We start from the raw sequence: 13,064 nt of genomic DNA on the forward strand, positions 1-13,064 counted from the left end.
GGAAGCTGTGTTTTTTTGGTTTGGTTGCTGGTTCTGGGGTGGTGGTTTTTCTTTGTTGGGTGTGTCTTTGTTTCGCGATCCAGCTGAAACAGCCAGCCCTTCGGAAACTTCAGGCCCTCCACAAAAATCAAAAGAGGATTTTTATTGCGGCCACTCCAGTTTCTGTCAGGGTGATCGTGTTTGGCGGGAATACTTGGGTTTGATGCGTATCTTTGTTTCGCGATCCAGCTTCACGGGCTAGCTCCTCGAAAACTTCACGCCCTCCGCAAAAACCAAGAGCGGGTTTTTACTGCGGCCGCTCCAGTTTTTTTCGGAGCTGGGCGAGCCCGTTCAGCTTTTCATTCATTATACAACATTCTCCATCATAAACCCTAACATACACCATTCTTTTTTTTGTTGGGGGGAGTAAAATAGATGGGTGAATAGGTTGGAATGGGGTGGTATTGTGGGTAGTTTGCAGTGGATTTGGCAGTATACGAAGGGGAAGCGCGGGTTTGTTTGGGTTTCGGTATTTTTTATTGTTATTGCGTCGCTTCTTAGTGTGGTGTATCCAATTATTGGTGGTAAGGTGATCGATGATGTGATTCATCAAGGGAAAATGAATTGGTTATTGCCGCTTCTGTTCATTATGATTGGGACGACGGTTTTGCGGACGATTTTTCGTTATACGTATCAAATTATGTTTGAGCGTGTGGGGCAGAACGCGTTGTTTCAAATTCGGGAAGACTTGTATAAAAAATTGCAATCGCTTGATTTTGCGTTTTTTAATAATACGCGGGTCGGAGATATTATGGCGCGGATGACGGGGGACACGGATGCGATTCGGCATTTTGTTTCTTGGGTGGTCTATAATATTTTGGAAAATGCGTGCTTGTTCTTGTTTGCGATTATTGTGATGATGCGGATCGATTGGAAGTTGACGTTGGTATTGCTTATTGTGACGCCGTTTATTGCCTTTTTTACAATCAAAATGTCCAAGTATGCGCAACCGGTTTTTTATGAGATTCGGGAGAGCTTTTCGCGGCTGAATTCGATGGTGGAAGAGAATATTAGTGGAAACCGGGTTGTGAAGGCATTTGCGCGTGAGGATTATGAGATTGAAAAATTTAAGGCACATAATGAGGATTTTAAAAAGCGAAATATGGATTCTGCGGCGGTTTCGAAACGCTATTTACCTGTGTTAGATTCGCTTGCTGGGATTCTTGTTGTGATTACGCTGATCTATGGTGGCTTTCTGGTCATTAAAGGGCAGATGACATTGGGGGATTTAGTAGCTTTTAACGGATTTTTGTGGATGCTAAATGGGCCGATGCGGATGAGTGGCTGGTTGATTAATGATGCACAACGCTTTGTTGCTTCCTCTTTTAAAATTCGAGATATGCTCGGGACGGAGACGAAAATTCCGATTCAGGCGGAGAAGGCAGCGCCAGAGTTGAAGGGTTTTGTGGAGTTTCAGAATGTGTCGTTTTACTTTGAGGATGATCCGGACACGGCAGTTTTGACGGATATTACGTTTAAGGCTTCACCTGGTGAGACGGTCGCGATTCTTGGTGAGACGGGATCTGGGAAGTCGACGCTAGTGAACTTGATTTGCCGATTTTATGATCCGACGGCGGGCGTTGTGTTGATAGATGGTGTGGACGCGCGAAAATGGCATGTTCGGGAGTTGCGAAATCATATTGCGACGGTAATGCAAGATATTTTCTTGTTCTCGGATACGATTGAGGGCAATATTGCGTTCGGAGCGCCGGATGCGACGGCAGAGGATGTGCGGCGAATGGCGCGGATTGCGGATGCGGATCATTTTATCGAAACGATGCCAGAACGCTACGACACGATTGTGGGAGAGCGCGGTGTTGGTTTGTCTGGTGGACAGAAACAGCGGATTTCGCTAGCTCGGGCGTTGCTGAAAGACCCCGCAATTTTAATTTTGGATGATACGACTTCTGCGGTTGATATGGAAACGGAAGTGAAAATTCAAGAGGAATTAAACAAAATCACGCATGACAAGACGACTTTTATTATCGCGCACCGGATTTCTTCCGTGAAGGACGCGGATGAGATTTTAATTTTAGATCATGGAAAAATTATTGAGCGGGGTACGCATGAATCGTTACTTGCGGCGAAAGGTTATTATTATGACACGTATCGTAAACAGTTAGGGTTGGAGGTGGATATGGATGGCGCGCAATAAGTTCAATGTTGACGAGGAACTGGAAGCAGAATTTGATATGACGCATTTAAAACGCATTATGGTGTTTGTTAAACCGTATCAAAAATCGATTTATATCACGCTATTCGTTATTTTGCTGGCTAATGTAGCGACAATGTTAGGACCCTATTTGACAAAAGTAGTCATCGATACGGCGATTCCGCAAAAAGACATGACGTTACTCGCATGGCTTGGTGTTGCTTTCGTTGCTTCTGTTATTGTTACGGGGTTATGTATGTGGTACCGAATTGGTGCTATTACACGAATTGGGCAAGATATTTTAAAAGATATGCGCTTCTCTATATTCGAACATTTGCAAAAACTTCCATTCGCGTATTTTGATAGCCGCCCGCATGGTAAAATTCTTATTCGGGTGGTCAATTATATCAATACGTTAAGCGATTTGCTCTCAAATGGGCTAATTAACTTGATTTCGGATATTTTAAGTGTCGTTGTGACTTTAGCGTTTATGTTCGCCATTGATGTTAAAATGACACTTTACAGTTTAATCTTGATTCCTGTGTTATTCGTCATTGTTATGGTTATAAAAAATGCGCAACGACGCGCGTACCAACAATTGAGCAATAAGCAGTCGAATTTGAACGCGTATATTCATGAAAGTATCGCAGGTATTAAGGTGACGCAATCGTTTTCAAGAGAAACGGAGAATCATGAAATTTTTACAGAAGTGAGCGATGCTTACCGTGAATCTTGGATGAAGGCTGTTAAAATTCAGTTTTTGCTTTGGCCGGGTGTGCAGAACATCGCGGTTATTACGACCTGTTTAATTTATTTTGTCGGGATTAAAGGGCTCGGTGTCGAGGTTTCTACGGGTACACTTGTTGCTTTCGTTGGTTATGTCGGGAACTTCTGGAATCCGGTCATTAATATTGGGAATTTCTATAATTCGTTAATTACGGCGACGGCTTATTTAGAGCGGATTTTCGAAACGATGGATGTGGAGCCGGATATTATTGATGCACCGAACGCGCGTCAAATGCCGACAATTAAGGGGAATGTGCGCTTTGATAATGTGTATTTCCGCTATGAGGAAGGTAAAAACATTTTGAAAGGCATTTCTTTTGATGTGAAAGCTGGTGAAAGTATTGCGCTCGTTGGTCCGACGGGGGCTGGGAAAACGACAGTCATCAATTTGCTAAGTCGTTTTTATGATATCAATGAGGGCGAGATTTCGGTAGATGGCGAAAATATTGCGGAAGTGAAATTGCGATCTTTGCGTGAGCAGATGGGCGTGATGTTGCAGGATACGTTCATTTTTTCCGGGACGATTTTAGAAAATATTCGTTATGGTAAATTGGATGCGACGGAAGAAGAAGTTATCGCAGCGGCGAAAGTTGTGCGGGCGCATGATTTCATTTCTGCGTTAAAAGATGGCTATCATGCAGAAGTAAAGGAACGTGGCAGCACGCTTTCTGCGGGACAACGGCAACTCATTTCATTTGCAAGAGCGCTTTTAGCAGACCCGAAAATTCTGATTTTGGATGAGGCGACGTCAAGCATTGATACGCAAACGGAAATGTTGCTACAAGAAGGGCTGGAAAAATTGCTGGAAGGACGAACTTCATTTATTATCGCGCATCGACTTTCCACAATTAAGAACAGTTCGCGAATTTTTTATATCGATAATGGCCGCATTCAAGAATCGGGTAGTCATGATGAACTAATGGCAAAAAAAGGCTATTATTATCAGTTGTACCAATCTCAATTTGATATGCTCCAAGCGTTGTAATCGCAGGATTTAAGCGTATGTCTGGTTTTCTTCAAACAAAACCGAACATACGCTTTCTTTTTTGGAGAACAACCGATATAATAGAGAAGAGAATATTTAAAGGAGAGAAGGATAATGGGATTTGTTCATTTACAAGTGGCGAGTGCATACGATTTGCTTTCAAGTACCGCGGCCATCGACGGAATTATCGAGAAAGCACAACAATTTCATTATCCTGCTGTTGCTATTACCGATCATAATGTGATGTATGGCGTTATTGAGTTTTACCAGAAATGTAGAGCGGCGGGCATTAAGCCAATTATTGGCATGACGATTTCGGTGGAAGGCGTAACCCAGCCGTTAGAAACATTCGAACTGCTTTTACTAGCAAAAACAACCCAAGGCTACCGCAACCTGCTCAAAATTTCCAGTGCCATTGAAACGCGCGAAGAACAAGTATTGCCGCTAAAATGGTTGGAGTCCTATCAGGAAGGCTTGCTTTTCTTCTCACCAGGCGAAACGGGTGAAATCGAGCGCTTAATCCGTCAAGGCATGATAGAAGACGCTAGAATCGTTGTCTCCAAATGGCAAGAAATCGCTGGCGAATCTGGTTTTTATATGACGTTGCAGAAAGAAAATCCAGCGTATGAGGCGATTCGTGATTTCTGCGAGAACGAGCAATTGCCAGCAGTAGCTACGAAGAATGTGCAGTACTTGGAGCCAAAAGGGGTTCGGAGTACGGAGATTTTGCGTGCGATTCGAGATAATGAAACGGTTGCATGGCATAACTTACCGACGGCTGGTGGGGCTTATTTTGCTGGACCAGAGGAAATGGAACAGTTATTTGTGACGCCATTTGAGCAAGAGGCGTTGTATCGTGCCGGTGAAATCGCGGAGATGTGCCATGTGGATATCGCGATGGACCAACATTTATTACCGAAATTCCCACTAGCTCCTGGTTTTGAAGCAGGGCCGGTTTTGAAAGATTTATGTCATGAAGCGCTTCTAAAACGGGTGGCGAATCCTGATGCGGTTTATTGGGAGCGGCTGAATTATGAATTGAAGGTCATTCAAGATATGGGATTCTCTGATTATTTCTTGATTGTGTGGGACGTGATGAAATATTCGCGTGAGAACGGGATTTTGACGGGACCTGGGCGTGGTTCGGCGGCGGGCTCGCTCGTGTCTTATGTGCTACAGATTACAGATGTGGACCCGATTCAATACCAGCTTTTGTTTGAGCGGTTTTTGAACCCAGAGCGGATTACGATGCCGGATATTGACTTGGATTTTCCTGATAATCGGCGCGACGAAGTGATTTCTTATGTCGTTTCGAAGTATGGGACGCAACATGTGGCGCAAATTGGAACGTTCGGGACGCTAGCTGCGAAGGCTGCGGTTCGTGATACAGCGCGGACTTTTGGTTTAAATGCCACGCAACTTGCCGACTGGTCGAAATTGATTCCGCGTGAACTGGGCATTACGTTGACGCGTGCCCATGAGCAGTCTTCTGCGTTGCAACGCCATATTATTAGTTCCGAGCAGAACCAACTTATTTGGGAGATTGCGACGGAAATTGAAGGTTTGCCGCGCCATATTTCGACACATGCTGCCGGTGTGGTGATTAGTGATAGCCCACTTGTAGACCAGATTGCCCTTCAAAAAGGGAGTGGCGACGCGCTTTTGACGCAATTTGCGATGGGGGAATTAGAACAAATCGGCCTACTCAAAATGGATTTCTTGGGCTTGCGAAATTTGACATTGCTTGACCGGACTTTAAAAAATGTCAATTATACACGCAAAACATCGCTTACTTTACAAGACATTCCGTTAGACGACGCCAAGACGTTGCAAATTTTTCAAAAAGGGGACACAACGGGGATTTTCCAATTCGAATCAGACGGTATTCGGCGTGTGTTGAAACATTTGCGCCCGACTTCGTTTGAAGACATTGTCGCGACAAACGCCTTGTATCGCCCAGGTCCAATGGAACAAATCGACACGTTCATTGCGCGCAAACACGGCAAACAAGACATTGTTTATCCACATCCGGATTTAGAGCCAATTTTAGGTGTCACGTATGGCATTATCGTATATCAAGAACAAATTATTCAAGTCGCCTCACAAATGGCGGGTTTCTCACTTGGCGAAGCAGATTTATTGCGCCGAGCAGTGAGTAAGAAAAAGGCCGATGTTTTGGAGCAAGAACGCATTCATTTCGTGTCTGGTGCAAGTGCAAAAGGCTACACAGAGGCAAGCGCCAATCAAGTGTACGACCTCATTGTCCGCTTTGCGAATTACGGTTTTAACCGAAGCCATGCCGTAGCTTATTCCAAAATCGCCTTCCAATTAGCCTACTTAAAAGCCAACTATCCAGCAGCTTTCATGGCCTCACTTCTTAGCGCTGTTATTGGCAACGACGACAAAATCAGTCAATATATCACAGAAGCCAAGAATTATGGCATCAAAATGCGCGGCCCATCCATCAATCAAAGCTACTACCATTTCCAAGTGGAAGGCGATGCGATCCGCTTTAGCCTGCGCGTCATCCGCAAAATTCCAAGCAAGTTCGCGCTGGCCATCGTAAACGAACGCAAAAACGAGCCATTCCGTGATTTCTTCGATTTCTGCGAACGCATGCCACAAAAACAATTAACCAAACAAGTGCTTGAGGCACTCATTTATGCTGGCTGCTTCGACGAATTTGGCAAAGACCGCGCAACCTATATCGCCTCTATGGACGCGGCGCTTCAATACGTTAGCCTACTTGGCGATGACGAAAAAGGCATCAATTTATTCACAACCGACGACGAACTTTTCAGCAAAATGAAACCGAAGTACCGCGAATCAAGCCCGTTACCTCTTGATGAAAAATTGGAAAAAGAAAAAGAGTACGTTGGCCAATATGTATCCGCGCATCCCGTCACATTTTACCAAGAAAAGCTTCGCGCACTAGACATCACAGCTCTCTCACAAATCAAAGTCGGTAAAACCTATCAATTAGCCGTCTACGTGCACGCCATCAAAACAATCCGCACCAAAAAAGGCGAATCGATGTGTTTCCTAACCTTAAGTGACGACAGCCGCGAAATAAGCGCCGTCATGTTCCCTGAAACCTACCGAAAATACACAGACCTAGCACAAAAAGGTCTTATCCTACTCATTCAAGCCAAAGTCGACCAACGAAACGGCGAATTACAACTCGTCATCCATAAAGCAGAAAACGTAAAAGACGTTGAAACACCGAAGCGCGCCTTCCTACGCGTCAAAACAGCAAGCCAGTTCGAAACACTAAAACCAATCCTGCTCGCTAACAGAGGCGATATCAGCGTTATTTTACACGACGAAGCAACGAAAAAAACGACCCAACTCCAACCGAAGTTCAGCATTAACGGTAGCCCTGAAACCGCAAAAGCAATCACCGAACTTCTCGGCGAAGGTAATTTTATCATTCGTTAATCTTTTAAAAGTGTACCTAGATATGATATAGTAATGGGATGAGGCGGCTAGTTTTGCTATAGGCATAAAATAAATAAGACAAATGCGTTAAAAAATGCTACTATTGTTAAGCAAGAATATAAACTACCATAACAATGCGCACAAGTACGGCTATTATTTATTATTTTTTCGCGCTGGTAGGAAAAGAGATTGTGTTTTAAGGGGGTTCATCCTTTGTTAGGAGATCTATTTACAAAACCGAAAAAGAGGAAGTATGCAACAATTCCTTCAGATGGCACAAAGCCTGATGTTCCGGAAGGTATTATGACAAAATGTCCTTCATGTAAAAAAATTATGTACTCCAAAGAGTTACAGAAAAACTTGAAGGTATGTAGTTACTGTGGCTATCATCATTCACTTAGCGCGCAAGAACGTGTCGCTTATTTAGTTGACGAAGAATCATTCCACGAAATAGATGGGAACTTAACGACCGCAAACCCACTTCAATTTGAAGACTACATGGATCGCATTGCCAAAGATAAGAAGAAGACAGACCTAAACGAGGCGATTCTAACGGGAACTGCGACCATTGCGAAACTACCATTTGTCGTAGCAGTGATGGATTCACGTTTCCGCATGGCGAGTATGGGTTCCGTTGTCGGCGAGAAAATTTTGCGTGGCGTTGAAAAGGCGGACGAACTAGGCGTTCCATTCATTATTTTCACCGCATCAGGTGGTGCCAGAATGCAAGAAGGAATGGTTTCCTTAATGCAAATGGCGAAAACATCCGCAGCGTTCAAGCGCTTTAGTAATCACGGAGGTTTAGCGATTTCCATCATGACCCATCCTACAACAGGTGGCGTTTCTGCAAGTTTTGCGTCGCTAGGCGATTATAATTTTGCAGAACCAGGGGCGTTAATTGGCTTTGCAGGACGTCGCGTTATTGAACAAACGGTTCGCGAAGACTTACCAGAAGACTTCCAAACCTCAGAATTTCTGCTCAAACACGGCCAACTAGACGATGTTATCTCACGCCTCGATATGCGCGAAACATTGCGCTTCCTTCTAGACATCCACACCAAAAAGGAGGTCGCATCCGATGGCGAATGAACTCGAATTTGAAAAACCAATTTTAGAATTACAAACAAAAATTGCCGATCTCAAAGAATACAACGAGAAGTCTGACGTGGACTTAACGAAAGAAATTGTGAAACTAGAGATTCGTTTAGGCAAATTAGAAGACGCGATTTACGGCAATATGTCGGCTTGGGACAAGTTTCAAGTAGCGCGTCACCCAGAACGTCCAACGACACTCGACTATATTCCGCTGATTTTCGACCAGTTTATGGAGTTGCATGGCGATCGTTATTTTGGCGATGATGCAGCGATTGTTGCTGGAATAGCAACTTTTCATGGCACGCCAGTCACAGTTATCGGTCACCAACGCGGAAAAGATACGAAAGATAATTTACATCGTAATTTCGGCATGCCACATCCAGAAGGGTTTCGTAAAGCGCTACGCCTGATGAAACAAGCGAATAAATTTGGTCGCCCAATTATTTGTTTTATCGATACAAAAGGTGCGTATCCAGGTCGTGCTGCAGAAGAACGCGGACAAAGCGAAGCGATTGCACGTAATCTATACGAGATGAGCGATATGACCGTGCCGATTATTTCTGTAGTCATCGGTGAAGGCGGAAGTGGTGGTGCATTAGCTCTTGGTGTCGGAAACCAGATTTACATGCTGGAAAACGCGGTTTATTCCGTTATCTCACCAGAAGGCGCCGCAGCAATTCTATGGAAAGACGCGAGCCTTGCCAAACAAGCAGCCGAATCCATGAAAATTACCGCCGCTGACCTATTTGATTTAGGCATTACAGATGGCATTATTCCAGAAATCCGTGGTGGTGCACATCGCAATGTCGAAGAACAAGCAGCACTTATTTCAACGGTTATTCGTAAAGGCTTAAACGCTATGTCTGCACTTAGCGGCGAACAATTAGCCAATCAACGATACGAGAAGTTCAAAAAAATCGGTGTTTACGAGGAATTATAACCAAAAACCAGCTTTCAGGGCTGGTTTTTGTTTGCGTTTCATATGAATTCAGAGCGCTTTTTAAGATACATGCGACGTTCCTTGAATGTGTTATACATAAAAAATACCAAAAGCAATGAACAAAGACACTGCAATATATTTTGCCAAAATAGCGATATCCGAGAAAGCAAAAGCAAAAAATTTAACGAAGCCTGCTCTAATCGCGAACAAGAAATGATGCTGGGACAAACTCAAGATAAAGCAAAACCACCGAGCCATTTACCTTTGAGTAGGACGAAAAATTTTGCTTTACACAAATCGAGCGAAAGCGTTTGTATTCAGGAAGTTTGGTGGAAGCCGGAAGCGGAGTGTACGACTGTACATGAGAACTGGAAGTCCGCCAAACTTCCTGAATGCGAGCGCTTGTCGCCGATTTATTTGGGTTATGCCCCATATTATTCCAACTATGTTTGGTATACATCTTCATAGGGTAATAAACCAGTACCGATTCCGATTAAACGAGAATTGGTCTACACCATTTGAGCGCATAATTAATGAAAAGTTTCACAAAACATGAAGAAAGGACTAGATTCGTGCTTTCATTTTTGGGAAAAGTGATGTAGAATGTAACCATGTGATGAAAAATAATATTCATTGTTTGAGGTGGGATTTTGATGAAACGTATTGCAGTTTTAACAAGTGGTGGAGATGCACCAGGAATGAACGCCGCGGCTCGTGCCGTTGTTCGTAAAGGTATTTATGAAGGTCTAGAAGTATACGGTATTGACTATGGCTTCTTAGGTCTTGTCAATGGTGATATTCATAAATTGGACCTAGGTTCTGTTGGTGATTTACTTCATCGTGGAGGAACGTTCTTATATTCTGCGCGTTACCCTGAGTTCGCGACAGAAGAAGGACAACTGAAAGGTATCGAACAACTGAAGAAATTCGGTATTGAAGGTCTTGTTGTTATCGGTGGAGACGGTTCTTATCACGGCGCTGAAGCCCTTACAAAACGCGGCTTCCCAACAGTTGGTATTCCAGGAACAATCGATAATGATATTTCTGGTACTGATTTTACAATTGGCTTTGATACAGCATTAAACACTGTTTTAGACGCACTAGATAAAATTCGTGATACAGCGACAAGTCATGAACGTACTTTCATTATCGAAGTAATGGGTCGTGACGCTGGGGATATCGCGCTTTGGTCTGGTCTAGCAGGTGGTGCTGAAGCTATCATCGTTCCAGAACATAATTTCAAAATGGAAGATGTTGTGGATCGCTTGAACAAAGGTCTAGCACGCGGTAAGAAACATAGTATTATCGTTGTTGCAGAAGGTGTTATTTCAGGAAATGAATTTGCAACACAATTAGCGGAGTTTGGCGATTATCATGCACGCGTAACTGTTTTAGGTCACGTGCAACGTGGTGGTAGCCCAACAGCATTTGACCGCGTATTGGCAAGTCGTTTAGGCGCACGTGCCGTTGATTTATTAATCGAGAACCGCGGCGGACTTGCTGTAGGTATCAAGAATAATAAAATCGTTGAGAACGACATTACAGAAGTTTTGAAAGAAAAACACGTTATCGATAAAGAAATGTTCGATTTAGCAACGATTCTTTCGATTTAATACGACTATGACAGAGGTTTCTAATTCAATCATGTTAGAAGCCTCTTAATACGGATTAAAATGAAAATCAAGTGCTGTGTAACAACAAAAATGCTACATACACAATTGCCCAAAAAGACATCAAAAGTTTAGTCAACATGCATATGAATTCACAAGCCCCTTGTTTACTAGTGCAGTTACTGGTAAAATGGAGCCGATGAGTTTATAATAAATAACGAATGAATAGGTATTCTTAGGAGGAGTATAAAAAATGAAAAAAACAAAAATTATTTGTACAATCGGACCAGCAAGTGAAACGGTGGAAACATTAGTACAATTAATCGAATCAGGTATGAACGTTTGCCGTCTTAACTTTTCACATGGTGATTATGAAGAACATGGCGCGCGTATCAAAAATATTCGTGAAGCAGTTAAGATTACAGGAAAACAAGTAGCTATCTTACTTGATACAAAAGGTCCTGAAATTCGTACAAATGATATGGAAAACGGGAAATTAGAATTTGCTAAAGGTGACGTTGTTCGCGTAGCAATGCAAGAAGTTCTAGGAACGAAAGAGAAATTCTCCGTAACATATACAGAACTATTTGACGATGTTGAAATCGGATCTGTTATTCTTTTAGATGACGGACTAATCGGTCTTGAAGTAACAGAAAAAGACGCTGCAAACCGTGAACTAGTAACACTTGTTCAAAACCCAGGCGTACTTAAAAACAAAAAAGGCGTGAACGTACCAAACGTATCTATCAACCTACCAGGTATCACAGAAAAAGATGCCAATGATATTCGTTTTGGTCTAGAGCAAGGCATTGACTTCATCGCAGCATCATTCGTTCGTCGCGCAACAGACGTTCTTGAAATTACTAAAATCTTAGAAGAAAACAATGCAACACACGTTCAAATCATTCCTAAAATCGAAAACCAAGAAGGCGTGGACAACATCGATGAAATTTTACAAGTTTCTCACGGTTTAATGGTTGCTCGTGGAGATCTTGGTGTTGAAATCCCAGCAGAAGAAGTACCTATCGTTCAAAAAGAATTGATTAAGAAATGTAACAAGCTTGCGAAACCTGTTGTAACAGCGACGCAAATGCTTGATTCTATGCAACGCAACCCACGTCCAACACGTGCCGAAGCAAGTGACGTAGCCAATGCCATTTTTGATGGTACGGATGCAATCATGCTTTCTGGTGAAACAGCGGCTGGGGATTATCCTGTAGAATCTGTACAAATGATGTCTAAAATTGCACTACGTACAGAAGAAGCATTAGTTGCACAAGATAAATTTGCACTTAAAGCACACTCTAATTCTGATATGACAGAAGCAATCGGCCAAGCAGTAGGTCACACAGCGCGCAACCTTAACGTACACACAATCGTTGCAACAACGCAAAGTGGTCACACAGCACGCATGATCTCGAAATACCGTCCAAAATCACACATCTTAGCAGTGACATTCGACGAACAAGTATGTCGCGGATTATCTCTTGCATGGGGCGTATACCCACGTCTAGCAGAGCCAATCTCAAACACAGATGAAATGTTCGACCTTGCAGTAAAAGAATCACTAGCATCAGGCTTAGCAAAACAAGGCGACCTAATCATCATTACAGCTGGTGTACCAGTAACTGAATCCGGTACAACAAACTTAATGAAAATCCAATTAATCGGTGACAAAGCAGTATCAGGTCACGGTATTGGTTCAAGCTCCGTTATCGGAAAAGCAATCGTTGCGAAATCCAATAAAGAAGCTCTAGAAAAAGCAGAAGAAGGCGGCATCTTAGTTGTTAAAACAACAGACAAAGAAATGCTACCAGCTTTCGAAAAAAGCGCAGCAGTAGTCGTTGAAGAAGGCGGTCTAACAAGCCACGCAGCAGTAGTAGGCATCACACTAGGCATTCCAGTAATCGTAGGCGCAACAAACGCTACAGACCTAGTAAAAGACGGCGAAACAATCACAGTAGATGCTCGCCAAGGCAATGTCTACAACGGTAAAACAGCAACACATTAAGAAAAAAG

7 protein-coding genes are annotated in these 13,064 nt (G+C 43.1%); all 7 read left to right on the plus strand.

Annotated elements, in window-relative coordinates:
• Positions 1-445 precede the first annotated feature (445 nt).
• The 7 genes from EP57_RS14405 (at position 446) to pyk (ending at position 13,056) form a co-directional block, all read left to right on the plus strand.
• Positions 446-2,194 carry an ABC transporter ATP-binding protein gene (locus tag EP57_RS14405; protein WP_036087920.1) on the plus strand — a complete coding sequence of 583 codons (1,749 nt, stop codon included), beginning with the start codon at positions 446-448 and terminating at the stop codon, positions 2,192-2,194.
• A complete protein-coding gene (locus EP57_RS14410; RefSeq protein ID WP_036087793.1) occupies positions 2,181-3,962 on the plus strand; it encodes an ABC transporter ATP-binding protein in 1,782 nt (593 codons plus the stop codon). Before EP57_RS14405 ends, EP57_RS14410 begins: the two co-directional genes overlap by 14 nt.
• A 114-nt stretch (positions 3,963-4,076) precedes the next feature.
• On the plus strand, positions 4,077-7,400 hold the full coding sequence (gene dnaE / locus EP57_RS14415) for a DNA polymerase III subunit alpha (protein ID WP_036087796.1): 3,324 nt from the start codon (positions 4,077-4,079) through the stop codon (positions 7,398-7,400).
• A 213-nt stretch (positions 7,401-7,613) separates the two neighbouring features.
• Positions 7,614-8,489, plus strand: a complete 876-nt coding sequence (gene accD, locus EP57_RS14420; RefSeq protein ID WP_036087797.1) for an acetyl-CoA carboxylase, carboxyltransferase subunit beta — start codon at positions 7,614-7,616, stop codon at positions 8,487-8,489.
• Positions 8,479-9,435, plus strand: a complete 957-nt coding sequence (locus tag EP57_RS14425) for an acetyl-CoA carboxylase carboxyltransferase subunit alpha (RefSeq protein WP_036087800.1) — start codon at positions 8,479-8,481, stop codon at positions 9,433-9,435. The genes accD and EP57_RS14425 overlap by 11 nt, the downstream gene beginning before the upstream one ends.
• Positions 9,436-10,088: 653 nt before the next feature.
• Positions 10,089-11,048: a 6-phosphofructokinase gene (pfkA, locus tag EP57_RS14430; RefSeq protein WP_036087803.1), complete on the plus strand. Its 960-nt coding sequence runs from the start codon at positions 10,089-10,091 to the stop codon at positions 11,046-11,048.
• A gap of 250 nt (positions 11,049-11,298) precedes the next feature.
• Positions 11,299-13,056 carry a pyruvate kinase gene (gene pyk / locus EP57_RS14435; protein WP_036087804.1) on the plus strand — a complete coding sequence of 586 codons (1,758 nt, stop codon included), beginning with the start codon at positions 11,299-11,301 and terminating at the stop codon, positions 13,054-13,056.
• The last annotated feature ends 8 nt before the right edge of the window (positions 13,057-13,064 follow it).

Origin of the sequence: Listeria booriae, assembly GCF_000766865.1 — a bacterium.
Lineage (GTDB): Bacteria > Bacillota > Bacilli > Lactobacillales > Listeriaceae > Listeria_A > Listeria_A booriae.

What these genes read in the sequence shown, in the direction of transcription:
- EP57_RS14410 (WP_036087793.1), top strand. Translation starts at nt 2,181, where the DNA reads ATGGCGCGCAATAAGTTCAATGTTGACGAGGAACTGGAAGCAGAATTT.
- dnaE (WP_036087796.1), top strand. Translation starts at nt 4,077, where the DNA reads ATGGGATTTGTTCATTTACAAGTGGCGAGTGCATACGATTTGCTTTCA.
- EP57_RS14425 (WP_036087800.1), top strand. Translation starts at nt 8,479, where the DNA reads ATGGCGAATGAACTCGAATTTGAAAAACCAATTTTAGAATTACAAACA.
- pfkA (WP_036087803.1), top strand. Translation starts at nt 10,089, where the DNA reads ATGAAACGTATTGCAGTTTTAACAAGTGGTGGAGATGCACCAGGAATG.
- pyk (WP_036087804.1), top strand. Translation starts at nt 11,299, where the DNA reads ATGAAAAAAACAAAAATTATTTGTACAATCGGACCAGCAAGTGAAACG.